This is a genomic window from Pseudaestuariivita sp., from assembly GCF_052825805.1.
In genome coordinates this window covers 512,288-534,558 of sequence record NZ_JBRBVB010000002.1, presented here as the reverse complement: position 1 = coordinate 534,558, position 22,271 = coordinate 512,288, and the positions used below count along the sequence as shown (strand labels likewise).

Below are 22,271 nucleotides of genomic sequence, written 5' to 3'. Positions count from 1 at the left end.
TCACTAACGGCTTGGCTGAGGCACCTCTTTCGATGACGCCTACCACCACTCACCGCGTCACCTTGCGCAATCGCGGGGTGACGCTCGACGTCCGCGAAGACGAGCCGATCTACGCCGCCGCCCTCGAGGCCGGCGTCCAGCTTCCCATCGCATGCAACTACGGCGGCTGCATCACCTGCGCTGCCAAGATGCTCTCCGGCAAGGTCCGCCAACCCAAAGGCACCGCCCTCAACCGGCGGCAATCGCAGAACGGCTACATTTTGCTTTGCGTCGCTCGCCCCACCGAAGACTGCGAGATCGACGTCGGCGTCGAAAGCCACGACACGCTCTACCAGAACCCGTTCTCGGTGAAGCCCGGCGCTAGGCTCCGGCGGGACTGAAGTTCTTTTGTATCGGAACAGAAGTTCACGCGCCGTCCCGCGGGGTGGCGCAATCGCGCCGCCCGTTTTGCCAAAGGCAAACCTTCGGTTTGACGGGGGCGGGTCGGCGCGGCCTGACAGTTCCTGTCAGGCAGGTGCTTTAAATTGAGCGTATGTTTTTTTGGCTAATGACTGAATCGCCAGCCACCAAGCCTTTGCAGTTCTGCGTTTCGTACCGGATCAGTCAGCCAATTCACCAGCACCTGCGCTTCTGGCTGAGCCGACTTCGAAAGGCAAAGCGACAGATCAATATGCACGCCGAGCTCCCAAGGACAAACGCCCACCACATGCACGTCCGTCTCCTGCGCAATGTTGGTGAGGGGCAGGGCGGCGAGTTCAACTTCTCCCGCCCGGAGCGCGCGCATGGGACCGCCGCCTTCGAGCGTGTGCACTTTCGGATCGACTTCCAATGAAACGCCTAGCTTCCGGGTCAAATCGCGGAACATGCTGCCACTGGTGCCGCTGCCGGTGAGCCCGATGCTTGCGCTTTTGGTGAGCAAATCGGCCAGCGCATCATGCGTCTCGGCGACTTCCTCGACCGGCGCACGCGCCGCAAAAGCCAAAGGCGACCGAGCAACAGGCACATGAGACCCCTCAACCGCATCGCCCGCTTCGATCATCTGCCGGCAATAGCGCGGGTTGGTCATGGCGAGGTCCCAAGCCGGGCCCTCCGCCACATACCCCGGCACCTCGGGGTTGAGCATATGCACGATGTCGAGCGCGATCCCGGTCTCGGAGGTGAAGTCCGGCCCGAAAGCCCCGACCCCCTCCTTGAACGCCACCGGGATGATGCAGCGCAGCGGCACGCTCCGCGCCGTTTACCGGTTCTCGATCTCGACGTAATCTCGCGCGGTCTTGCCCTGGTACAGCTGCCGCGGACGGCCAATCTTGAGCTGCGGATCGTCAAGCTGCTCTTCCCATTGGGAAATCCAGCCCACCGTCCGGCTCAGCGCAAAGATCGGTGTGAACATCGACGTCGGGAACCCCATCGCTTCGAGAATGATGCCCGAGTAGAAATCGACGTTCGGGAAGAGCTTCTTTTCCGCAAAATAAGGATCGCTCAGCGCCTCTTTCTCCAGCGCCTTGGCGACCTGCAGCTTGGGGTTGTTCTCGACGCCGAGAAGTTCGAGCACCTCGTCCGCCGACTGCTTCATCACCGTCGCGCGCGGGTCGAAGTTCTTGTAGACCCGGTGACCAAAGCCCATCAGGCGGAACGGGTCTTCCTTGTCCTTGGCACGGGCGATGAATTCCGGGATTCGGTCCACGGTCCCGATCTCTTCGAGCATCTCGAGGCACGCCTGGTTCGCGCCGCCATGCGCCGGACCCCAGAGGCAGGCGATGCCCGCCGCGATACAGGCAAAGGGGTTCGCGCCCGACGACGACGCCAGCCGCACCGTCGAGGTCGACGCGTTCTGCTCGTGATCCGCGTGCAGCGTAAAGATGCGGTCCATCGCGCGGCTGAGGATCGGGTTGACCTCGTAATCCTCCGCCGGCACCGCAAAGCACATGCGCAGGAAATTCGACGCATAATCAAGGTCGTTGCGCGGATAGACGAAAGGCTGCCCGATCGAGTATTTGTAGGCCCAGGCCGCAATCGTCGGCATTTTCGCGATCAGGCGGTGCGAGGCGATCTCACGCTGCTTGCGGTCATTGATGTCCGTGCTGTCATGGTAAAACGCCGACATCGCGCCGACCACGCCGACCATAATGGCCATCGGGTGCGCGTCGCGCCGGAACCCGCGGAAGAAGTTCTGCATCTGCTCGTGCAGCATCGTGTGACGGGTGATTGTCTGCTCGAACTCCTCGAGCTCTGTCGTCGACGGCAGCTCACCGTAAAGCAGCAGATAGCACACCTCGAGGTAGTGCGATTTGCCGGCCAGCTGGTCGATCGGATAGCCCCGATGCAAAAGCTCGCCCTTGACCCCGTCGATAAAGGTGATCGTGCTGTCGCAGGACGCCGTCGAGGTGAACCCGGGATCGTAGGTAAAGACGCCAGCCTGCCCGTAGAGCTTGCGAATGTCGATCACGTCGGGACCGGCGGTGGGAGAATAGACCGGCAGGTCGTAGGTTTCGCCATTCAGCTCGAGTTTGGCAGTCTTGCTTGCGTCAGTCATACAGATCCCCATTTCGTTCCCGTTTGTGCGCCCTTCGGCGCGGTCGTTGGACTGGCCCGACGGGGGCTAGCCCGCTGCGGCGGCGGCGATCCGCGCGCTGGTCTCCTCGCGCCCCAGCACCAGCATCATGTCAAAGACACTCGGCGTTGCGGTGCGCCCGGCAAAAGCTGCACGCAAGGGCGCGGCGAGCTTGCCAAAGGACAGTCCATGCGCCTCGGCAACGCCATTCAGCAGCGCCTCCAAAGCCTCACGCTGCCAGCTAACATTTTGCAACTGCGGCGTCAATTCGGACAGTATACGACGGGATACATCATCGAGCGCCTTGGCTGATTTCTCGTCCGGCGCGATTGGGGTATCAGCAAGCACGAAGTGCGCCTTTTCAATGAGTTCTGGCAGTGTCTTCGCGCGTTGCTTTAAGAATGGCATAGCCTCGGCCAGCCATGCTTTTTGCTGGCCTTCCGGCAGGTCGCGATCTGTGGCGGCGCAAAACGCCTCCAGTTCGCGCAGCAGTGCAGCATCGTCCGCGCGCGCGATGTGTTGGCCCGAGATGTTGTCCAGTTTCTTGAAGTCGAGGCGCGACGGGCTCTTGCCGATCCCGCCCAGATCGAACCACGCCTGCGCCTCATCGTCGGTAAAGACCTCGTCGTCGCCATGGCTCCAGCCCAGCCGCGCCAGATAGTTGCGCATCGCCGCCGCCGGGTAGCCCATATCGCGGTATTCCTCGACCCCGAGCGCGCCGTGCCGTTTCGAGAGTTTCTTGCCGTCCGGCCCGTGGATCAGCGGGATATGCGCCCAAGTCGGCACGTCCCATCCCATCGCCGTGTAGATGCCCATCTGCCGCGCGGCGTTGTTCAGGTGGTCGTCTCCGCGGATCACATGCGTGACGCCCATGTCGTGGTCGTCTACAACCACAGCGAGCATATAGACCGGCGTGCCGTCCGAGCGTAGCAGGATCATGTCGTCAAGCTGGTCGTTGCCGATCCGAATGTCGCCCTGCACTACATCCTGAATGACCGTATGCCCGTCCTGAGGCGTTTTGAGCCTGACGACAAACGGCAAATCGGGATGAGTCTCGGGCTCCGCGTCGCGCCATGGGCTTTGAAAAAGCGTTGATTTGCCCTCAGCCTTGGCCGTCTCGCGAAAGGCTGCGATCTCGTCCTGGGTGGAAAAGCACTTGTACGCCTTTCCCGTCTCGAGCAGCGCGTGCACAACCTCCGCGTGTCTTGTCGCACGCGCCGCCTGGCTGATCACCTCCCCGTCATGGTCAAGGCCGAGCCACGCCATCCCCATCAGAATCGCGTCCGTCGCTTCCTGTGTCGAGCGCGCCTTGTCGGTGTCCTCGATCCGCAGCAGGAACTTGCCCCCGCGCCCGCGCGCATAGAGCCAGTTAAAGAGCGCCGTGCGCGCGCCCCCGATGTGCAGAAACCCCGTGGGCGAGGGGGCAAACCGGGTCACGATCGGGGTGGCGGCGGAAGCGCTCATGGCGGGCTTTACCTTTTCCTAAGACACTTTGGCGTAGTTGAGTGCGGAGATGTATCCCCGGGGGCGCGCGAGAACAAGCATGGGAGTAGCCGGCACACTCAAGGCATTTCGCGCAGCTCAAGAGGGGCACGTCTTTCCCTGGGCGCCGGTCTGTCTGGCGCTCGGGATCGGCGGATATTTCGCGCTCAAGGTCGAGCCTTCGGTGGCGGTACTGTGGGGAATTGCCTTTGTCGCGTTAGTGGCCGGTACGCTGGCCGTCACGTTGCGTATACGGCTGGTGTCGGGGTCCAGCGTCCTCTGGGCGCTTTGCCTCGTTGCGGCAGGTGTCGCTCTGGCCGGCCACCGGGCGCACAGCGTTGGCGGACCTGTGCTGGAGCGCCCGACCTACGGGCCGGTGGCCGGGCGCATCGTGATGGTCGACCAATCCGCCTCCGGCCTGACGCGCGTGACGCTCGACCGGGTCGAGCTCAGCCGTCTGCCGCCCGAAGCCGTGCCGCGGCGGGTGCGGGTCAGCCTTGCGGGCGATGGCCCCCATACCGAGCTGGTGCCCGGGCAATTCGTCGGAACGACCGCCTATCTGGCCCCCGTACGCGGTGCGGCAGAGCCCGGGGGCTTTGATTTTCGCCGGCACGCCTGGTTTCAATCCCTTGGCGGCGTCGGCTATGCGCGCGCGCCGATGCTGGCGCTTGCGCCGCCCAGCCGGTCGGGTCTGGCGGTGCGCGTCACGGCGCTGAGGCTGGCGATCTCGGAGCGCATTCAGGAGGTGCTTCCCGGTCCCAAAGGCGCCTTTGCCGCCGCCATTCTGGTAGGCGATCGCGCAGGTCTCGACCCCGAAAGTGTCGAGGATTTGCGCCAGACGAACCTCGCACATCTCCTTGCCATTTCAGGGCTGCACATGGGGCTGGTGGTGGGCATGGTCTTTGCGGTTGTGCGGTACGGCCTTGCCCTGGTGCCGGCGGTCGCGCTGCGCTGGCCCATCCGCCAAATCGCTGCCGTGGCTGCATTTTTTGCGGCCACCGGGTACTTCTTTCTCTCCGGCGGGACCGTCGCGACCGAGCGCGCCTACGTCATGGCGGCCGTTGCGCTCGGGGCGGTTCTGCTAAGCCGACGCGTCCTCTCGCTCCGCGCCGTGGCGCTGGCCGCACTGGTGGTGCTGAGCTTGCGGCCGGAGGCGTTGCTGTCTCCGGGCTTTCAAATGTCCTTTGCCGCGACAACCGCCCTGGTCATCGTCTTTTCAGCTGCGGGTCGCAGCGTGATGCGGCGTGTGCCAAAGGGCTTGCGCGGCGTGGCCTCGCTGATGCTCGCCTCGTCCGTTGCGGGGCTTGCCACCGCGCCCATCGCCGCGGCGCATTTCAATCTCTTTGCGCATTACGGGCTCATCGCGAATCTCGCCGCGGTACCTGCCATGAGCTTTGTCGTGATGCCTGCCGCGCTCCTAGGGTTGGTGCTCTTGCCGCTAGGCCTCGCGCAAGCGCCCTTCGCGCTGGCCGGCCTCGGGATCGGCTGGATCGTTACCGTGGCCGAGACCGTGTCGGAATGGGAGGGCGCAGTGCGCGGGATCGCCGCGCCGCCGGAATGGACGCTCCCGTCCCTGACCCTGCTACTGCTCTGGATTGCGCTTATTCAGGGGCCTGCGCGGTGGGCGGCCGCCCCCGCCTGCGCCGTGGTGATGCTCGGTTGGAACGCCATCGACCGCCCCGACATCCTGATCGATGCCGAAGGCGAGCTGGTCGGCATTGAACACGAGGACCGCCGCGTCCTCAGCCGTGCCAAGGGCGCAGGCTTTGTCGCAGGCGTCTGGCTCGAAAACGACGGGTTGGCACTGTCACAGGAAAGCGCGGCTGCCGGCTGGGCAGACGTCGCGGCGGGCTGGGACATCCACCATGTGCGCGGCAAACACGCCGCCCGCACGCCGCCGCGCTGCATCGAAGGCCGTGTCATCGTTTCAGATCAACGGCTTGACCTTCCCGGCCCGTGTCTCGTGCTGTCTTCAGACGTCTTGAGGAGCTCGGGCAGCATCGCAGTCTGGAGCACGGTAGACGGTATGCGCGTTCGCACAGAGCAAGAGGTCGCCGGCGAGAGACTTTGGACTCGTACCGCTTACGTCCCAGTCGTCGACTGGCCGGAAACCGCGCCGGTGAGGTCCGCGGCAGTGATACCCCGCCCCGAAGTCCCTCAGTAGGTGCGGATCAGCCCGACAAGGCGACCTTGCACTTTGACGAGATCGGACGGGAAGACACGCGTCTCGAACGCCGGGTTTGCCGCTTCGAGCGCAATCGCGGCGCCTTGTCGGCGGAACCGCTTGAGCGTTGCCTCGTGATCCTCGACCAGCGCCACGACGATGTCGCCATCCTGCGCGGTCGACGTCTCGCGGATCACAACAACGTCGCCGTTGTTGATACCAGCGTCGATCATCGAATCGCCCTTGACTTCAAGGGCATAATGCGCACCCGAGCCGCTGAGCATGTTCGATGGCACACTCACGTTGGCAGAGCGGTCCTCGACCGCCTCGATCGGCACACCCGCCGCGATCTTGCCCACGAGCGGCAGCGCTACAGCCTCGACCGAAACGGCCTGCGCTGCGGGCGGAATGCTGTCCGGGCGGTCCCCGTCGATCACCTTGGGCGTGAAGCCGGCGGGTTTGCCCCCGAGCGATTCCGGCAGCCGCACGACCTCCACCGCGCGGGCCCGGTGGGCGAGGCGGCGGATGAACCCACGCTCCTCGAGCGCGGTGATCAGCCGGTGGATGCCCGACTTGGACCGCAGGTCCAGCGCGTCCTTCATCTCGTCAAAGGACGGTGGCACGCCATCGGCCTGCACACGTTTGTGAATGAATTCCAAAAGGTCCAACTGCTTCTGAGTCAGCATTGCCCGATCCCTGCATCGCGTGCCATCCAGCTGCGGCACCTCGCTTTGTTCTATACCTGTTCCTGTTTTGTGTCAACTTTGCCAGATATCGCTGTCAGAGCGGGATATAGGCGACCTCTGTTCCGGCTGGCAGATCGGGCGCGTTGGGGGGCTGGATCAGGAGGGCGTTCGCCGCACCCAGCACCGTCAAGAGCGAGCTGTCTTGACGGTCGGCGGGGGTGATCTGATTGCCCTCGAGCCGCGCGCGCATGTAGTGCTGGCGGGCGCTGCCGGCGCGCAGCGGCACGGCAAGCTGAGCGGTCAACGGCGCAAGGCCCGTGCGCGGCAACCCCAGAAACGCGTCGATCATCGGGCGCAGAAAGACATGGCCACAGACCATCGCCGAGACGGGGTTGCCCGGCAGGCCCACCATGGCGGAGGTCGAAAAACGTCCGGCCATCAAAGGCTTACCCGGGCGCATCGCGATCTTGTAGAATGTGCGGTCAAGACCAAGCTCACCTGCGACCGCGCCGACCAGGTCGTGATCCCCGACCGAGGCGCCGCCGATGGTCACCACCAGATCGGCGCCCTGCGCGAGGTCAAAGGTCTGCACAAGCGAGGCGCGTGTGTCACGGGCGATCGGCAAGAGGCGCACATCGGCGCCCGCCGCCTCGAGCAGCGCTTTCAGGCCAAAGGTGTTGGAGACGATGATCTGATCGGGACCGGGCGCCTCGCCGGGCATCACCAACTCGTCGCCGGTGGACATCAGCGCCACGACCGGGCGGCGCGCGACCGTCACGCGCGGCACGTTCATCGAGGCGGCCAGCGCGATGTCGGCGGGCGTCAGGCGGCGCGGCGCAGCGAGCCGCGTGCCGGTGGTGAAATCGCCGCCCTTGGGTCGGATGTAGCTTTGCGCTCCGGGCGTGCCGGTCACGGTGATCCGGTCGCCGCTGCGGGTGACGTCTTCCTGCACGACGATGCGGGCGGCATTTGCCGGAACCGGCGCGCCGGTAAAGATGCGGACGGTTTCGGTGTCCAAGACAGGGTCGAGGCGGCCGTGGCCGGCGGCGGATTCGCCGACGACGGTAAAGGTGTCGCCGGGTTTCGCGTCCACGCTAACCGCGTATCCGTCCATAGCAGAGGCCGAAAAGGGCGGCTGGTCGCGGGTGGCGACGATGTCCTCGGTGAGAACACGGCCTGCCGCGTCGACGAGCGGCACCAGTTCAGGCTGGGTCGGCACGACAAGGTCAAAGAGATGCGCAAGCGCCTGATCGACGGAGATCACGGGGCGGTGTACCTGCCGGACTTGCCGCCGTCCTTGAGTGTGACGTGCAGCCCGCCGATCTCCATCCCGCGGTCGACGGCCTTGACCATGTCGTAGACGGTGAGCGCTGTTGTGGAGGCCGCCGTCAGCGCCTCCATCTCGACGCCGGTCTGGCCGGTGGTTTTGACCTCGGCCTCGATCCGCACACCGGGCAGGGCCTCGTCGCAGGTGAGGTCCACGCGTACCTTGGTGACGGGGAGTGGATGGCAGAGCGGGATCAGGTCAGCGGTGCGTTTGGCGCCCATGATCCCTGCGAGCCGTGCGACTCCGAGCACGTCGCCTTTCTTGGCGGCGCCGGTTTGCACAAGCGCGAGTGTTTCGGGCAACATCTTTACATAGGCAGCCGCGACGGCCACGCGGGACGTTACGTCCTTGTCCGAGACGTCCACCATTTGCGCCGCGCCGGAGGCGTCAAAGTGGGTGAGACCACTCATAAGCCCACCTGCTGAACTTCATTCAAAGTCAGAAGCTTACGGGTCGCAGTTGCCACATCCTCTTGCCGCATAAGGCTTTCGCCGATCAGGAAACAGCGCGCTCCGTACCGTGCCAGATCGGCCAGGTCTGCGGGCGTCGAAAGGCCGCTTTCAGCGACGATGATCTTATCCTCGGGCACACGGCGCGAAAGTTGACGTGATACATCAAGAGAGGTCTTGAACGTCTTGAGATTGCGGTTGTTTATGCCAAAGAGACGCGACTCGAGGTTGGCGGCGCGGTCCAGCTCCTCGCGATCATGGACCTCGATCAGCGCATCCATGCCCCATTCGGCGGCGGCGGCTTCGAGCTCTTGCGCCTGCGCGTCCGAGACGCTGGCCATGATGATCAGGATGCAGTCCGCCCCGAGAGCGCGGGCCTCGGCGACCTGATACGTGTCGTACATGAAGTCCTTGCGCAGCGCGGGCAGCTCGGTCGCGTTGCGCGCCTCAGTGAGGAAGGACTTGGCGCCTTGAAAGGACGGCGTGTCGGTGAGGACCGACAGGCACGCGGCGCCGCCGGTCTCGTAGGCTTGGGCCAGCGTGGCGGGGTCGAAATCGGCGCGGATCAGCCCCTTGGACGGGGAGGCTTTCTTGACCTCTGCGATGAGGCCGTAGCCCTCCCGCGAGGCTTGCAGCAAGGCGTCGGCGAAAGGGCGCACCGGAGACGCCTCGCGCGCCGCGTCCTCGACGTCGGCCAGCGGGACGGCGGCCTTGTCGGCGGCGATTTCGTCGAGCTTGTAGGCTTTGATCCTGTCGAGGACGGTCTCGGTCATGCGGCCTCCGAAGTGATGCGGGCGACGGTCTCGACCGCGCGTTTGGCGGCGCCGGAGCCGAGCGATTGGCGGGCCATCTCGGCGCCTTCCGTGAGGTCGCTGGCAGCGCCCGCAATGAGCAGGGCGGCGGCGGAGTTGAAGAGTATGGCGTCGCGGTAGGCGGAGGGGTCGTCGTCTAGCACCGCGCGGAAGGCGACCGCGTTTTCCTCGGGCGTGCCGCCGATGATCGCCTCGAACGGGTGCTCGGGCAAGCCGGCGTCGGCGGGGGTGATTTCGAACTCGGAGACGCTGCCATCCTTGACCTCCGCCACCCAGCTGGTGCCGGTGATGGTCAGCTCGTCGGTGCCGTCCGAGCCGTGCACCAGCCAGGCGCGCTCGGTCCCAAGGGTCAGCAAGGTCTCGGCCATGGGCCGGATTAGGTCGCGGGAAAAGGCGCCGGTGAGCTGGCGTTTGACGCCTGCGGGATTGGTCAGCGGGCCGAGGATGTTGAAGATCGTGCGCGTGCCAAGCTCGGCGCGAGTCGGCATCACATGCGCGATCGCCGGGTGGTGCATGGGCGCCATCATAAAGCCGATCCCGGCCTCTTTCAGCGCCTTTTCAACCACGTCCGGCCCGACCATGACGTTGAGACCGAGTTGGGTCAACGCATCCGCCGCGCCGGATTTCGAGCTGAGGTTGCGGTTTCCGTGCTTGGCCACGGTCACGCCCGCGCCTGCCACGACAAAAGCCGTCGCGGTCGAGATGTTGAGCGTGCCTTTGCCGTCGCCGCCGGTGCCGACGATGTCCATCGCGCCTGTCGGCGCTTTGACGGAGCGGCACTTTGCGCGCATCACGGCGGCTGCGGCGGCGTACTCATCCACCGTCTCGCCGCGCGTGCGCATCGCCATCAAGAGCCCGCCGATCTGGCTGGGGGTCGCCTGACCCTCGAACAGCATCTCGAACGCCGCGTCGGCCTGCGCCCGGGTCAAAGGCCCGTTCGCCGCGGCGTCGATCAGGGGTTTCAGCGCGTCGCTCATGCCGGCACCTTCACCAACGACAGGAAGTTTTGCAACATCGCGTGGCCGTGCTCGGTGCGGATGCTCTCGGGGTGGAATTGCACGCCTTCGATGGGCAGCGTCTTGTGGCGCAGACCCATGATCGTGCCGTCCTCGAGCTCAGCTGTGATCTCGAGGCTGTCTGGCAGCGTGGCGCGGTCGATCACCAGCGAGTGGTAGCGCGTCGCGTCAAAGGGGGAGGGCAGGCCGGCAAAGACGCCCTGTCCGCTGTGGCGCATCGCGCCGAGCTTGCCGTGCACGATCTCGTGGCAGCGCACGACCTTGCCGCCGAACGCCTGTCCGATGGTTTGGTGACCGAGGCACACACCCAAAAGGGGCGTTTGCGTTTCGGCAGCGGCATGCACCATGTCGAGGCAGATGCCGGCCTGATCGGGGTCACAGGGGCCGGGAGACAGGAGGATCGCCGAGGGTTTCAGCGCCATCGCATCCTGCGTCGTCAGCGCGTCGTTGCGGTGCACCACCACCTCTGCACCCAGCTCGCCCAGATAGTGCACGAGGTTGTAGGTAAAGCTGTCATAGTTGTCGATCAGCAGCAGCATCAGCAGGAAACGTCCCATCGTGGCGGAGCAGGCTAGAGCCCGGTGCGGTGCATGGGCTATAACATGCCGAGCCTTCCGGGCAAGACACCTTGGCCCGGGGTGGGGCGTGGCACGCGAAGTCGGGTGAAGAGGGGCGTAGATGGCGCGAGGCTTTCTTTCGGGAACGCTATGGGGCGTGGCGATCACGGGCGTCTGTCTCGGGGTCTGGTCGGTCTCGAACACGCAAGGGGCGCGCGTGCCGCCGGAGGTGATGACGGACATGGCGCCGGGCGCTGGCGTCGACGCCGAGGCAGATCAGGAGATGCAGGTCGAGGCGGGCTCGGTGGCTGAGCCTGCGCCTCAGCGGTTGGAGCCTGCGGGCGAGCCGGAAGAAAGCGCACCGGATACGTTGGCCGCGTTGGTCGAGGAGGCGCGCAGCCCCGGTGACGCGCCAGAAGTGGGCGCAGAGCCTGAGGCAGTGACGGGTCAGGTGGCGCCCGAGGCGGTGCAGCCCGCGCCCGCTGACGAGACGCCGGTTGTACGTGCCACGCCGTCCGAGCTTGGCGTTGCGCCCGAGGCGGATGCAGTGGCCGAGGAGCCGACCCTGGCAGTGCCGCCTGCAGACGTGGCGAGCACGGCGCCGGAACTGGCCGATCCTTCGGATCCGGCCACAAGCGTTGCGCCACCGGCGGCGTTGGAGTTGCCGGATGTGCAGACCGCACCCGAGATTGCCGCAAACGCGAATCTAGCAACCTCGCCCGCCGAAGAGATCACCACCGCGCCGGCGCCTGCCACGGCGGATGTTGCGGTGACGGTGCCAGAAGTGCCGGCTGGTACGCCGGAGGCGGGTGCGGTGGCTGACTTGGCCGAGACCGAGTCGCCCTTGCCGGCGCCGCGCCCGGCCTTGCCGCTTGTCGAGGGCGCCGATGCTGCGCCCGCGCCGGAGACGGCCTCGACCTCACCGCAGATCGCGTTGCAGCTGCCGCGCACGACCGGGGATCGGCCGAGCATCGGCCGGCCCGCGCAGTCCTTGACCGGAACGTCGACCTCGGCACTGCCGCGGGTGGGGGATGAGGCGGGCGCTGCGCCGGATGCTACCACGACGGCAGCCCCGTCGCGCCCGCGCCCGGTGGAGGCGCATGCCGAGCCGATCGAGCTTGCGTCGGACCGTCCGTTGGTTGCGATCGTCCTGATCGACGACGGGCAGGGGGAGCTGGGGCCGGAGGCGCTTGACGGTTTTCCCTACCCGGTGACGGTGGCGGTGGATCCCATTGGTCCGGACGCCGAGGCGCGGGCCTTGGCCTACCGGGCGCTGGGGCTTGAAGTGCTGGCTTTGGCGTCCCTGCCGGACGGGGCTTCGCCGCAGGATGTAGAGGTGTTTCTGGCGGCAACGCTCGGGTCGGTGCCGCAAGCGGTGGGCGTTCTAGAGGCGCCCGAAGGGGGGCTTCAGTCGAGCCAAGACGCGGCGCGCCAGGCGGTCGATGTGCTCTCGCAGACGGGCCACGGGCTGGTGGTCAACGCGCAGGGGCTCAACACCGCCGCCGCGCTGGCGGGACGAGCCGAAGTGCCGGTGGCCACGGTCTTTCGCGATTTCGACGGGAGCGGGCAAACCTCGCGCGTGATGCGCCGGTTCCTCGACCAGGCGGCGTTCAAGGCGCGTCAGGAGGGCGAGATCGTGATGGTGGGGCGCATGTCCCCGGAAACGGTCAGCGCGCTTCTGGTGTGGGGCTTGCAGGACCGTGCAGCGCAAGTCGGGCTGGTGCCGGTGTCGATGGTGCTGCGGTAGGTAGGGTGGGCCGTGCCGCTGTTTGGGCGTTGGAGCTGATATCGACCAATTAGCTTCTGAAGAGGTGGGGCGGCACTGCCCACCTTGCGGGACGTAGGTGAGGCGCTTCACCGGTCGGCAAACTGCGTGGCGATCTACACGATGGGAGGTCTGCACCCGTAACGGCAGTGCCTACCTTACGTGAGGTGAGTAAAACACCTCACCGGTTCGGCTCGCTTGTTGCCAGTCTCAACCCGGGACATTCCACATCCGTATCGGCAGTACCCACCTTACTGGTAGGGTGGGCACTGCCGAAAATGGTTAATTGCCCTTCGCGCCGAACCGGGCGGCGTCGGCGGCGGCGCGGCGGATGGCGTTGGACTTGTGCACCGTTTCTTGGAATTCCGCCTCGGGGTCGCTGTCGTAGACGACGCCGCCGCCGGCCTGGATGTAGAGCGTCTCGTCCTTGACCAGGGCCGTGCGCAGGGCGATGCACATGTCCATGTCGCCACCTGCCGAGAAGTAGCCGACGCCGCCGCCGTAGAGGCCGCGTTTTTCTGGCTCGAGCTCATCGATGATCTGCATCGCGCGCACTTTCGGAGCGCCCGACACGGTGCCGGCCGGCATTCCGGCAAAGAAAGCCGAGAGCGCGTCCTGGTCTTCGGCCAGCTCACCCACCACGTTCGAGACGATGTGCATCACGTGGCTGTAGCGCTCGACGATGAATTCTTCGGTGGGTTTGACCGTGCCGATTTTGGAGACGCGGCCGACGTCGTTGCGCCCCAGATCGAGCAGCATCAGGTGCTCGGCCAGTTCCTTTTTGTCGGCCATCAGATCCGCCTCGTTGGCGGCGTCCTCCGCCGGAGTCGCGCCGCGGGGGCGCGTGCCGGCGATGGGACGGATGGTGACCTCACGTCCGAAGACACGCACGAGGATTTCCGGGCTCGCGCCGATCACGTGAAAGCCGCCGAAGTTGAAGTAGAACATGAAGGGCGACGGGTTGGTGCGCCTGAGGCTGCGATAAAGCGCGAAGGGCGGCAGCGGGAAAGCCTGCGCCCAGCGTTGCGAGGGGACCACCTGAAAGATGTCGCCCGCCTTGATGTACTCCTTGGCTGTCTCGACGGCGGCCTTGTAACCTTCATGGGTGAAGTTCGAGGTCGGTGCGGGCAGGTCCTCGGCAAGGCCGAGGTCGCGGCTGTCGGACGGCACCGCGCGGTCGAGGTCGCGCAGCGCGTCCATCACCCGCTCGGCGGCCTGCGCGTAGGCGGCGCGCGCCGATTGCCCCTCGCTCACCCAGGCGGGCGCCACGACGGTCACGTCGCCCTTGACCCCGTCGAGCACGGCCACGACCGAGGGGCGCAGCATGACGGCGTCGGGAATGCCGATCGGGTCGGGGTTGATGTCCGGCAGGTGCTCGACCAGCCGGATCATGTCGTACCCGAGATAGCCAAAGAGGCCCGCCGCCGCCTGCGGCAGACCATCCGGCAGGTCGATGTGGCTCTCGGCGATCAGGTTGCGGAGGGAGGTGAGGGGGTCCCATTCTTCGTCCACAAACGCCTCGCGGTCGAACCGCGCCATGCGGTTGAGGCGCGCCTTGGTGCCGCGGCACTCCCAGATGAGGTCGGGCTTGAGGCCGACGATGGAGTAGCGCCCGCGTACTTCTCCGCCCGTCACCGATTCGAGCATGAAAGCATCGCGCTGCGGGCCAGCGAGTTTGAGCATCAGCGACACCGGCGTGTCGAGATCCGCGGCGAGGCGCGCGTAGACGACCTGGTGCTCGCCGCGCGCATAGGCTGCGGCGAAGGTGTCAAAATCGGGAATGATCTGCATCAGGCGCTCACGGGAACTGCGCGTGCACGGCGTTGACCGCGCTCTGATCGAGCGTGATCCCGGCCCGTTGCTGCACGTCCTGCGCCAGCGCCTGGAAGAGGTCCTGCGCGATGCTGCCGGACATCTGATCGGTCACGGTCTCGAGGAGCTGCGTGCTTTCCTCGGAGGCGAGATCCGGCGCGATGACCTCGTCGAGGCGCAAGATATAGGCGGCGTCGCCCTCGGTCAGCACGGTGACCGCGCCACGCTCGAGCTCGAAGGCCGTCTCGACCAGCGTCACCGGCGCGCCGTCGAGGAAGGCACGGCGCAGCGCGTCGCGCTCGCGGTTTGGAGCGAGGTCCAGCCCCTCGAACGTGCGGCCCTCGCGCAGCTGCGCGGCGAGCGCCTCCGCCTCAGCCTCCAGCAGTTTGAGCGTCTCCGCCTCGCGCCAGGCCGCCTCGACCGCCGGGCGTGCCGCGTCAAAGGGTTCGGGCCGCGGGGCGATCACCTCGTTCACACGCAAGGCAAAAAGGCCGCCGTCCGACAGCTCACCCAGCTCGGGAAAATCACCCACCTCTGCGGCGCGCGCGGCGCTGGCAAAGGCGTCATAGCCGGCGATCCCCTCGTCCGAGGTGCGCGTCCAGTCGATCGTGCCGGTCTGCATGTCCGTCTCTGATCCCAGCTCTTCGAGCGTGGCGCCACCAGCAAGAAGGTCTTCGACGTTCTGCACTTGCGCCTCGACCAAGCGGCGGGCGCGGTCGCGCTGGACGTCCTCGGCGAGGATGACGCGCGCCTCTTCGAACGGTGTCTCCTGCGCGGCGAGCACGGCGTTCACACGGTAGAGTGCCGGGCCGAAATCTGACGGCACAGGGCCTACCACAGTGCCGGTCACCGCCTCGAAGACGGCCTCCTGCGCCCCCTCCGGCAGTTCGCTGCGCATCACGTCGCCGAGATCCACATCGTCGAGCGACAGCCCGCGTTCCGTCACCAGGTCGTCAAAGGTCACCTGGCCATCGTCGATCCGGCTCCGCGCCTCTTCCGCTGCGGCGTCGTCAAGAAAGGCGAGCCGCTCGATCAGGCGCCGCTCGGGCTGGTTGAACTCCGCCGAGCGCTCCTCATAAAGCGCGCGCAGCTGGTCTTCGGGGGCCTCCATCTCGTCCACGATCATGTCCGGCGTAAGCCAGGCGTAGGTGATCGCCTTGGTCTCGGGCAGGGTAAAGGCGGCGATGTTTTCGTCGTAAAAGGCTTGCAGCTGGGCGTCCGTCGCAGCAGGCGGCGCGGTCTCGAGCTGGCCCGCGCCGACCTCCGCCCAGGTGAAATCGCGCGCCTCACCAATGAAGTTGACCATCGCCGTGCCGTAGGTCTGCGGCATGGGGGTGGCCGACAGAACAGCGCCCTGCAGCAGCGTGCGCGCGCTTTCGGCGCGCAGGTTGTCCTCGAACACCGACTCGCTCACGCCCGCGTTTTCGAGCGCGAAACGGTACGCCTCCCGGTCGAAATTGCCGTCGATGCCCTGGAAGCTCGAGATCGACAGGATCTGCTCGCGCAGATTCTCGTCCCCGACCGACAGGCCGAGCTCGGCGGCTTCATGCTCGAGCGCGGCGGAGGTCACGAGTTGCTGCAGCGCGCGCTGGTCGACGCCGAACGCCTGCGCCTGCTGGAAGGTGAGCGTGGTGCCCGATTGCTGCTGAAAGGCACGCATCTCGGACTGAATGGCGCGCACGTAATCCTGCACCGCGATCGGGCGGTCCCCGACCGAGCCGATGGTGCGCACGGTGCCGCCGACGCCCGCCGCGCCAAAGCCGATCATGGCAAAGCAAAGAAGGCCGACGATGATCCAGACAAACGTCTTGGAGACTGAGTTGCGCGCGGGTTTTGCCATCGGTGCCGTCCCTCTCTTATGTGCGGCCGAAGCCGGGTCCGGCGATGTCTACGCGGGCCGGCGGGGCAGGGCAAGCGGGCGTTAGACCTTGAGCGCCGCCAGCCGAGCCGCGAGGTCGCCAAGCCCGGCGTGGTCCATGTTGGCAAAGGCGACGCGCAGGTGCCGCGCGGCCTCGGCATCGCCGTCCGGGGCAAAGAACGTGCCGGGCAGGCAGAGCACGGATTGATCGTGGAGAAGCGTCTTGGCGACTTGCGTTGCCTCCGCCGCAAACGGGTGGCGCAGGTAGGCGAAATAGCCGCCCAGCCCGGACAGGTGCCAGCCGGTGGCCTCGAGCTGCGGCAGGAGCCTTTGCACTTCGGCGCGGCGGGCCAGCAGCGTCTCGCGTTCCTCGGCCAGCCATTGCGTCAGCTGTGTCATCCCGTAAAGCGCCGCCTTCTGGCCCAGCGGCGTGGGGCAGATGGTGACCGTGTCGATGAACTTGGCCGCGTCCTCGAGACGGGCCTCGGACGTCACCAGCGCGCCGACACGGTGGCCCGTCAGGTGGTAGGATTTGGAAAAGGAGTAGAGGTGGATCAGCACCTCGTCCCAGTCGGGATCGGTAAAGAGGTCGTGCGGCGCGCCAGGCGTGCTGAGAAAATCACGGTAGGTCTCGTCGAGCACCAGGGCGATGCCGCGCGCGCGGGCCAAGTCGCGGAAGGCTGTGAGGAGATCGGGCGGATACTCGGCACCTGTCGGATTGTTGGGCGATACCAGAACGATGGCGCGTGTTCTTGATGTGATGCGTGAAGCTGCAAGTTCGGGGTCGGGCAACATGTCTGGCCCAGTCGGGAGCGGCACTTTCACGGCACCGGCCATGTCGAGCCACATGGCGTGGTTGAAGTACCACGGGACCGGCAGGATGACTTCGTCGCCCGGCGCGACGAGGCTGGCCATGGCGGCGACAAATGCCTGGTTGCAGCCGGATGTGAGGCCGACCTGACCCGCGGTGACCGCGCCTCCGTAGAGCCGGGACGTGGTTGCGGCGGCCGCCTCGCGCACTTCGCGCAGTCCCCAGTTGCCGGTGTATTTGTGCGCCGCGTCGTCGTGCAGCATCAACTCGGCCATGTGGGCGCGCAGCGGGGGCGGCGGCGGGTCGGCAGGGGCGGCTTGCGCGGCGTTCAGGAGTGGCAGATCACTGGGCGGGCGCGTGTCGAGCCAACGGTACGCCTCGGTCACAGGCGAGGAAAAGGTGCGCGATGTCAGAGACATGTGGCGCGCTCTTAATCCGTGCCGCGGTAGGGTTCTACGTATTGCAGGGCCATGTCCCAGGGAAAGAAGATCCAGGTGTCCTGGCTGACTTCGGTGATGAAGGTGTTGACCTGCGCCCGGCCCATGGGCTTGGCATAGACGGTGGCGACATGGGCCATCGGATAGAGGCTGCGCACGAGTTCGAGCGTCTTGCCGCTGTCGACGAGGTCGTCGACGATCAGCACGCCGTCGCCGTCGCCCATCAGCTCGGCGTCGGGAGACTTGAGCACTTGGGCCTCCCGGCGCTGGTCCGCCTGGCCTCCGCCCGAGTGATAGGATTTCACGCTGATCGTATCGACGGTGCGGATGTCGAGCTCGCGCGCGACGATCATGGCGGGCGCCATGCCGCCGCGGGTGATCGCCACGACGGCTTTCCAGCCTTCTGCCGGGGCGTCGTCCTGCAAGCGCCAGGCGAGCGCGCGCGCATCGCGGTGGAGCTGGTCCCAGCTGACGTGGAAGCCTTTTTCGTGCGGCAGGCGGTCGGTCATGGCGGGGCTCCTTGGCTTCGGGTCGTGCATCTATGTCATACGACGACGCTCATTTGTAAATGTGCCGTCTTGGGGCTCTGCCCCAACCCCCCCATAAATTGGGGGCTCTGCCCCCAAACCCCCGAGGTATTTTGGAACCAGAGAACTTGGGGGACCGGGCTAGCTGCGGTCGAGGAGGAGGCGGAGGCCAAGGGCGCCGAGGAGGCCGGCGGCGATGCGGTCGAGCCAGGGTTTGAGCCGGATGTAGCCGGCGCGGGCCGGGGCCGAAGAGAGGGCGAGCGCGACGCCTGTGTAAAAGAGCCATTCGAGCGCGAGGTGGTTGAGCACGATCAGCGCGATGTCGCGCGGGGCGAGCCCTTGCGGGAAGACAACAACGATCACGGCCGCGGCGAAGAGCACGGATTTGGGATTGGCGAGGTTCACGAGGAGACCGGAGACAAAGGCGCGCCCGGTGGGCATGGGCGCGTCGCCCAGCGGGTCCCGCGCGTGGCGCCAGGTCTGGACCGCAAGGTAGATGAGATAGAGTGCGCCGAGCGTCTTGAGCACAGCGTAGGTCCAGGGAAAGAGGTCGAAGACGAGCTTGAGGCCGAGGAGGGCGGCAAGGGTCCAGAGCGCCGCCATGGTGCCGAGGCCGATGCCGAGTGCGATACCGGCGCGGCGGCCGGCGCTGACGGAGGTCTTGATGGCCATCAGGAAGGCGGCGCCCGGGCTGACGATGGCGGCGCCGAGCACGAGGTTGAAGGCGAGGATTTGTTCCCAGGTCATGGGCTCACTCCGTGCGGGTCAGGATCATGGCGGTCAGCTGGGTGACGTCAGGCGCGCCGGGCTGGATGGCGCGGGTGAACTGCACGCCGGCCATCGTGTCTCCGTCCAGCAGCACGAAGTCGAAGATCGTTGCCGCGCGGGCGGTGCCTTCGGCGCCGGTGACCTCGGCGCGCATCTGTGGCAGTTCGGCCAGCGGGCAGGGCAGGTTCTGCACTCGGCGCTCGAGCCCGGCCATGACGTCGGCAAAGGCGAGGGTGCGCGGGCCGCGTCCGTCGAGGTGGAACTGGCCTGGCGGCAGCTGTGTCAGGGGGATGGCGCCGCCGCCGATGGCAAAGGTGCCGGTGCCGTCTTCGGTGAGCGTCAGGCGGGCGGGCACGTTGACTGGCGCTTCGGCGCTGCGGGTCTCGTTGCCGATCTGGGTGCGGGAGGAAATGACGCGGACAGTCCAGTCGCCGCTGACCAGGGCTGCGCTGTCTGCGCCGGTTGCGCTGCAAAGCACCTGTGTCTGTGTTTGTGCCTCTGCCTCAGCCTGGGCTAATGCGGGGCCTGCCAGAAGGGCGCAGGCGGCGACGGCAAGCGCCCGACTTTTGCCGGTATGTGTCCTCATGCCTTGGTGATGTCGGGCGCGTCGACGGCCTTCATGCCGACCACGTGGTAGCCCGCGTCGACGTGCAGCGTTTCGCCGGTCACGCCCGCGCCGAGATCAGACAGCAGGTAAAGCGCCGAATTGCCCACGTCGTCGATGGTCACGTTGCGGCGAAGGGGCGAGTTGTACTCGTTCCACTTCATGATGTAGCGGAAATCGCCGATGCCGGAGGCGGCGAGCGTCTTGATCGTGCCGGCGCTGATCGCGTTCACGCGGATGGCGTCCTTGCCGAGGTCCTCGGCCAGATACCGCACGGACGCCTCGAGCGCAGCCTTGGCCACGCCCATCACGTTGTAATGCGGCATCACCTTTTCGGCGCCGTAATAGGTCAACGTCAGCGCGCTGCCGCCTTGCGTCATCATCTTTTCCGCGCGCTGCATGACGGCGGTGAACGAATAGACGGAGATGTCCATCGACATGGCAAAGTTGCCGCGGCTGGTGTCGAGGTATCGTCCGCGCAGCTCGGTCTTGTCGGAAAACCCAATCGCGTGCACCACAAAGTCGAGGCTGTCCCAATGCGCGCGCAGACCGTCGAAAAGGCCGTCGATCGACGCCTCGTCGCCCACGTCGCAGGGCAGGACGATGTCCGATCCCAGCTGTTCGGCCAGCGGGATCACGCGTTTCTTGAGCGCGTCGCCCTGGTAGGAGAACGCCAGCTCGGCGCCCGCCTCGCCCAGTGCCCGGGCGATCCCCCAGGCGATCGACTTGTCGTTGGCCAGGCCCATGATCAGGCCGCGTTTGCCCGCCATCAGTTGGTTTGCCATGCGCCTGTCCTTCACTGAGCCGTCACGTGCGGGATGCTTAGGCCATGGACGGGCGCGCATCAAGACAGCAGCGCGCTCTTGCCGAGGTGCGGGCTTTGCGCCATCTCACCCCTCAACCGAAGCAGGCATCAGAGGGGAGGCGCGCATGGCCGACCGGGACGGGATTTTCAGCGGGGACGATCCGATCGCCATCGTGCGGCGCTGGCTGGCGGAGGCCGAGGCGACGGAGCCGAACGATCCGAACGCCATCGCGCTTTCGACGGTGGATGCGGATGGCCTGCCGAACGTGCGCATGGTGCTCCTCAAGGAGATCGAGGATGCGGCGTTTGTCTTTTACACCAATTACGAGGGGCAAAAGGCGTCCGAGCTCGACCAGGCCGGCAAGGCGGCGTTTGTGCTGCACTGGAAATCGCTGCACCGGCAGGTGCGGGTGCGGGGGCTGGTGAGCCGGGAGGACGGGGCGCAGGCGGACCGGTACTATGCCTCCCGCTCGCTCAAATCGCGGCTCGGGGCGTGGGCGTCGGCGCAATCCCGCCCACTTGACAGCCGCGCCAGCCTGATGGCCGAAGTGGCTAAAGTGACGGCCCAGCACGGCACCGCGCCCAACCGTCCGCCGCACTGGGGCGGGTACCGGATCACCCCTTTGGAGATCGAATTCTGGGCGGATGGCGCCTTTCGGCTGCACGACCGGTTCCGGTGGCGGCGCGCCTCTGTACAAGATGAGTGGAGTGTGACACGGCTCAACCCATAAGTGTGTCAGGGTGACGTAACCTCCTGTCACAAAATTGAACTTGCCAAGGTGAAATCCCTGCACCATCTCTGGTCCAGGGTGTGACTATGACTGATGAACTAAATGACGCGCCGGCGGGATCGGACCGTGTGGCGGGAACCGTAAAGTGGTTTGATCCGGTAAAGGGCTTCGGCTTTGTCGTGTCCGATGCCGGAGGACCGGATATCCTGCTCCACGCCAATGTGCTGCGCAATTTCGGCCAAAGCTCCGTCGCCGATGGCGCACGGATCGAGGTGGAGGTGCAGGCAACCGCGCGCGGCAAGCAGGCCAGCGCCGTGCTCGCGATCCAGCCGCCCGAGGACGGCGAGGCGGCGCCGCTTTCGGACTTTGACGATCTGGACCCCAGCGTGCTTGAGGCCGCGCCTCTCGAGCCCGCGCGGGTCAAGTGGTTCGACAAGGCCAAGGGGTTCGGCTTTGCCAACGTGTTCGGCCGGCCCGAGGATATCTTTATCCACGTCGAGGTGCTAAGGCGGTCGGGGCTTGCGGATTTGCAGCCGGGCGAGGCGCTCTGCCTGCGCGTGGTGGACGGCAAACGCGGGCGTATGGCGACCGAGGTGACAGCATGGGAAGCCGCATTGTCGCAATCCTCCTGACGCTGGTTTTCAGCGCCAGTGCAGCACTCGCTTGTACGGCGGAGCGGATCGAGCTGCGCGGTGCCTTTGGCGAGGCGCAGTTCCGGGTGGAGGTCGCCGACACCACCGCTGAACGCAACCGCGGGCTGATGTTCCGCCGGTCGCTCGGAGCGTCGGCCGGCATGCTCTTTGTCTACCCCACGCCGCGGCGCGCCTCGTTCTGGATGAAGAATACGCTGATCCCGCTCGACATGATCTTTGCCGATGCGGCGGGGATCGTCACGCGGGTGCATGCCAATGCCATTCCGCGCGACCTGACGCAGATCGACGGGGGCCCGGGCGTGCAATACGTGCTCGAGATCAACGGCGGTCTCGCCGCGCAGATCGGGATCGGAGAGGGCGCCGAGATGCGGCACCCGGCAATTTCCCAAAGCAAAGCCGCCTGGCCCTGCTGAACGCTCTTTTCAACGCAGGTACAAGCGGCTAAGACGCGCGCAC

Annotated in this window: 22 protein-coding genes; 6 read left to right on the top strand and 16 right to left on the bottom strand. The window is 66.2% G+C overall.

Annotated elements, in window-relative coordinates; all coding sequences use genetic code 11:
* Positions 1-32 precede the first annotated feature (32 nt).
* Entirely contained in the window at positions 33-380 is a 348-nt protein-coding gene (locus tag ACU0B3_RS03590) for a 2Fe-2S iron-sulfur cluster-binding protein (protein ID WP_446259436.1), read from the top strand.
* A 164-nt stretch (positions 381-544) separates the two neighbouring features.
* Here ACU0B3_RS03590 and ACU0B3_RS03585 read toward each other — a convergent pair whose 3' ends face one another.
* From ACU0B3_RS03585 to gltX, 3 genes are all read right to left on the bottom strand, one after another.
* Positions 545-1,225 (bottom strand): substrate-binding domain-containing protein, encoded by a 681-nt coding sequence (locus ACU0B3_RS03585; RefSeq protein ID WP_446259435.1) that lies wholly within the window; start codon positions 1,223-1,225, stop codon positions 545-547.
* Positions 1,226-1,237: 12 nt separating this feature from the next.
* A complete protein-coding gene (gltA, locus tag ACU0B3_RS03580) occupies positions 1,238-2,533 on the bottom strand; it encodes a citrate synthase (RefSeq protein WP_446259434.1) in 1,296 nt (431 codons plus the stop codon).
* A gap of 66 nt (positions 2,534-2,599) precedes the next feature.
* Positions 2,600-4,015, bottom strand: a complete 1,416-nt coding sequence (gene gltX, locus ACU0B3_RS03575; protein ID WP_446259433.1) for a glutamate--tRNA ligase — start codon at positions 4,013-4,015, stop codon at positions 2,600-2,602.
* A 79-nt stretch (positions 4,016-4,094) separates the two neighbouring features.
* Here gltX and ACU0B3_RS03570 point away from each other — a divergent pair, with 79 nt between their 5' ends.
* On the top strand, positions 4,095-6,197 hold the full coding sequence (locus tag ACU0B3_RS03570) for a ComEC/Rec2 family competence protein (RefSeq protein ID WP_446259432.1): 2,103 nt from the start codon (positions 4,095-4,097) through the stop codon (positions 6,195-6,197).
* On the opposite strand, the gene lexA is transcribed toward ACU0B3_RS03570, so the two are convergent.
* From lexA to ACU0B3_RS03540, 6 genes are all read right to left on the bottom strand, one after another.
* Positions 6,191-6,883, bottom strand: coding sequence for a transcriptional repressor LexA (lexA, locus tag ACU0B3_RS03565; RefSeq protein ID WP_446259431.1), 693 nt, complete (start codon positions 6,881-6,883; stop codon positions 6,191-6,193). The two genes, ACU0B3_RS03570 and lexA, sit on opposite strands and share 7 nt — an antisense overlap.
* Positions 6,884-6,977: 94 nt before the next feature.
* Complete coding sequence (locus ACU0B3_RS03560; protein ID WP_446259430.1) at positions 6,978-8,147, bottom strand: molybdopterin molybdotransferase MoeA; 1,170 nt, start codon at positions 8,145-8,147, stop codon at positions 6,978-6,980.
* Complete coding sequence (gene moaC / locus ACU0B3_RS03555) at positions 8,144-8,620, bottom strand: cyclic pyranopterin monophosphate synthase MoaC (protein WP_446259429.1); 477 nt, start codon at positions 8,618-8,620, stop codon at positions 8,144-8,146. Before moaC ends, ACU0B3_RS03560 begins: the two co-directional genes overlap by 4 nt.
* The gene (gene trpC, locus ACU0B3_RS03550) at positions 8,617-9,432 is read right to left on the bottom strand and encodes an indole-3-glycerol phosphate synthase TrpC (protein WP_446259428.1); all 816 of its coding nucleotides are present in this window, start codon (positions 9,430-9,432) and stop codon (positions 8,617-8,619) included. Before trpC ends, moaC begins: the two co-directional genes overlap by 4 nt.
* Positions 9,429-10,448 (bottom strand): anthranilate phosphoribosyltransferase, encoded by a 1,020-nt coding sequence (gene trpD, locus ACU0B3_RS03545; protein WP_446259427.1) that lies wholly within the window; start codon positions 10,446-10,448, stop codon positions 9,429-9,431. The genes trpC and trpD overlap by 4 nt, the downstream gene beginning before the upstream one ends.
* Positions 10,445-11,026 (bottom strand): anthranilate synthase component II, encoded by a 582-nt coding sequence (locus tag ACU0B3_RS03540; protein WP_446259574.1) that lies wholly within the window; start codon positions 11,024-11,026, stop codon positions 10,445-10,447. Before ACU0B3_RS03540 ends, trpD begins: the two co-directional genes overlap by 4 nt.
* Before the next feature lie 139 nt (positions 11,027-11,165).
* Between ACU0B3_RS03540 and ACU0B3_RS03535 the strand changes: the two genes are divergently transcribed.
* On the top strand, positions 11,166-12,791 hold the full coding sequence (locus ACU0B3_RS03535) for a divergent polysaccharide deacetylase family protein (RefSeq protein ID WP_446259426.1): 1,626 nt from the start codon (positions 11,166-11,168) through the stop codon (positions 12,789-12,791).
* A gap of 300 nt (positions 12,792-13,091) precedes the next feature.
* Here the strand turns inward: ACU0B3_RS03535 and trpE are convergent, their stop codons facing one another.
* The 7 genes from trpE to fabI all read right to left on the bottom strand — a co-directional run bounded on the left by trpE (position 13,092) and on the right by fabI (position 20,411).
* Positions 13,092-14,600, bottom strand: coding sequence for an anthranilate synthase component I (gene trpE, locus ACU0B3_RS03530; RefSeq protein ID WP_446259425.1), 1,509 nt, complete (start codon positions 14,598-14,600; stop codon positions 13,092-13,094).
* A gap of 7 nt (positions 14,601-14,607) precedes the next feature.
* The gene (locus ACU0B3_RS03525; protein WP_446259424.1) at positions 14,608-16,461 is read right to left on the bottom strand and encodes a peptidyl-prolyl cis-trans isomerase; all 1,854 of its coding nucleotides are present in this window, start codon (positions 16,459-16,461) and stop codon (positions 14,608-14,610) included.
* An 81-nt stretch (positions 16,462-16,542) separates the two neighbouring features.
* Positions 16,543-17,709, bottom strand: a complete 1,167-nt coding sequence (locus tag ACU0B3_RS03520) for an aminotransferase (RefSeq protein ID WP_446259423.1) — start codon at positions 17,707-17,709, stop codon at positions 16,543-16,545.
* Between the two features lie 11 nt (positions 17,710-17,720).
* Positions 17,721-18,236 (bottom strand): xanthine phosphoribosyltransferase, encoded by a 516-nt coding sequence (gene gpt / locus ACU0B3_RS03515; RefSeq protein WP_446259422.1) that lies wholly within the window; start codon positions 18,234-18,236, stop codon positions 17,721-17,723.
* 159 nt (positions 18,237-18,395) lie between these two features.
* Complete coding sequence (locus ACU0B3_RS03510) at positions 18,396-19,001, bottom strand: LysE family translocator (protein ID WP_446259421.1); 606 nt, start codon at positions 18,999-19,001, stop codon at positions 18,396-18,398.
* A 4-nt stretch (positions 19,002-19,005) separates the two neighbouring features.
* Positions 19,006-19,608 carry a hypothetical protein gene (locus ACU0B3_RS03505; RefSeq protein WP_446259420.1) on the bottom strand — a complete coding sequence of 201 codons (603 nt, stop codon included), beginning with the start codon at positions 19,606-19,608 and terminating at the stop codon, positions 19,006-19,008.
* On the bottom strand, positions 19,605-20,411 hold the full coding sequence (gene fabI, locus ACU0B3_RS03500) for an enoyl-ACP reductase FabI (protein WP_446259419.1): 807 nt from the start codon (positions 20,409-20,411) through the stop codon (positions 19,605-19,607). The genes ACU0B3_RS03505 and fabI overlap by 4 nt, the downstream gene beginning before the upstream one ends.
* 145 nt (positions 20,412-20,556) lie before the next feature.
* Between fabI and pdxH the strand changes: the two genes are divergently transcribed.
* The 3 genes from pdxH to ACU0B3_RS03485 all read left to right on the top strand — a co-directional run bounded on the left by pdxH (position 20,557) and on the right by ACU0B3_RS03485 (position 22,228).
* Positions 20,557-21,162: a pyridoxamine 5'-phosphate oxidase gene (gene pdxH, locus ACU0B3_RS03495; protein WP_446259418.1), complete on the top strand. Its 606-nt coding sequence runs from the start codon at positions 20,557-20,559 to the stop codon at positions 21,160-21,162.
* 86 nt (positions 21,163-21,248) lie between these two features.
* Entirely contained in the window at positions 21,249-21,794 is a 546-nt protein-coding gene (locus ACU0B3_RS03490; protein ID WP_446259417.1) for a cold-shock protein, read from the top strand.
* On the top strand, positions 21,764-22,228 hold the full coding sequence (locus tag ACU0B3_RS03485) for a DUF192 domain-containing protein (protein WP_446259416.1): 465 nt from the start codon (positions 21,764-21,766) through the stop codon (positions 22,226-22,228). The genes ACU0B3_RS03490 and ACU0B3_RS03485 overlap by 31 nt, the downstream gene beginning before the upstream one ends.
* Positions 22,229-22,271 lie beyond the last annotated feature (43 nt).

Bases quoted from the DNA above. Each gene is read 5' to 3' on its own strand.
- ACU0B3_RS03485 (WP_446259416.1), top strand. From the start codon at position 21,764: ATGGGAAGCCGCATTGTCGCAATCCTCCTGACGCTGGTTTTCAGCGCC.
- ACU0B3_RS03490 (WP_446259417.1), top strand. From the start codon at position 21,249: ATGACTGATGAACTAAATGACGCGCCGGCGGGATCGGACCGTGTGGCG.
- pdxH (WP_446259418.1), top strand. From the start codon at position 20,557: ATGGCCGACCGGGACGGGATTTTCAGCGGGGACGATCCGATCGCCATC.
- lexA (WP_446259431.1), bottom strand. From the start codon at position 6,883: ATGCTGACTCAGAAGCAGTTGGACCTTTTGGAATTCATTCACAAACGT.
- gltX (WP_446259433.1), bottom strand. From the start codon at position 4,015: ATGAGCGCTTCCGCCGCCACCCCGATCGTGACCCGGTTTGCCCCCTCG.
- ACU0B3_RS03570 (WP_446259432.1), top strand. From the start codon at position 4,095: ATGGGAGTAGCCGGCACACTCAAGGCATTTCGCGCAGCTCAAGAGGGG.
- fabI (WP_446259419.1), bottom strand. From the start codon at position 20,411: ATGGCAAACCAACTGATGGCGGGCAAACGCGGCCTGATCATGGGCCTG.
- ACU0B3_RS03590 (WP_446259436.1), top strand. From the start codon at position 33: ATGACGCCTACCACCACTCACCGCGTCACCTTGCGCAATCGCGGGGTG.
- trpD (WP_446259427.1), bottom strand. From the start codon at position 10,448: ATGAGCGACGCGCTGAAACCCCTGATCGACGCCGCGGCGAACGGGCCT.
- moaC (WP_446259429.1), bottom strand. From the start codon at position 8,620: ATGAGTGGTCTCACCCACTTTGACGCCTCCGGCGCGGCGCAAATGGTG.
- ACU0B3_RS03540 (WP_446259574.1), bottom strand. From the start codon at position 11,026: ATGCTGCTGCTGATCGACAACTATGACAGCTTTACCTACAACCTCGTG.
- gltA (WP_446259434.1), bottom strand. From the start codon at position 2,533: ATGACTGACGCAAGCAAGACTGCCAAACTCGAGCTGAATGGCGAAACC.
- ACU0B3_RS03520 (WP_446259423.1), bottom strand. From the start codon at position 17,709: ATGTCTCTGACATCGCGCACCTTTTCCTCGCCTGTGACCGAGGCGTAC.
- ACU0B3_RS03535 (WP_446259426.1), top strand. From the start codon at position 11,166: ATGGCGCGAGGCTTTCTTTCGGGAACGCTATGGGGCGTGGCGATCACG.
- ACU0B3_RS03505 (WP_446259420.1), bottom strand. From the start codon at position 19,608: ATGAGGACACATACCGGCAAAAGTCGGGCGCTTGCCGTCGCCGCCTGC.
- ACU0B3_RS03525 (WP_446259424.1), bottom strand. From the start codon at position 16,461: ATGGCAAAACCCGCGCGCAACTCAGTCTCCAAGACGTTTGTCTGGATC.
- trpE (WP_446259425.1), bottom strand. From the start codon at position 14,600: ATGCAGATCATTCCCGATTTTGACACCTTCGCCGCAGCCTATGCGCGC.
- trpC (WP_446259428.1), bottom strand. From the start codon at position 9,432: ATGACCGAGACCGTCCTCGACAGGATCAAAGCCTACAAGCTCGACGAA.
- gpt (WP_446259422.1), bottom strand. From the start codon at position 18,236: ATGACCGACCGCCTGCCGCACGAAAAAGGCTTCCACGTCAGCTGGGAC.
- ACU0B3_RS03510 (WP_446259421.1), bottom strand. From the start codon at position 19,001: ATGACCTGGGAACAAATCCTCGCCTTCAACCTCGTGCTCGGCGCCGCC.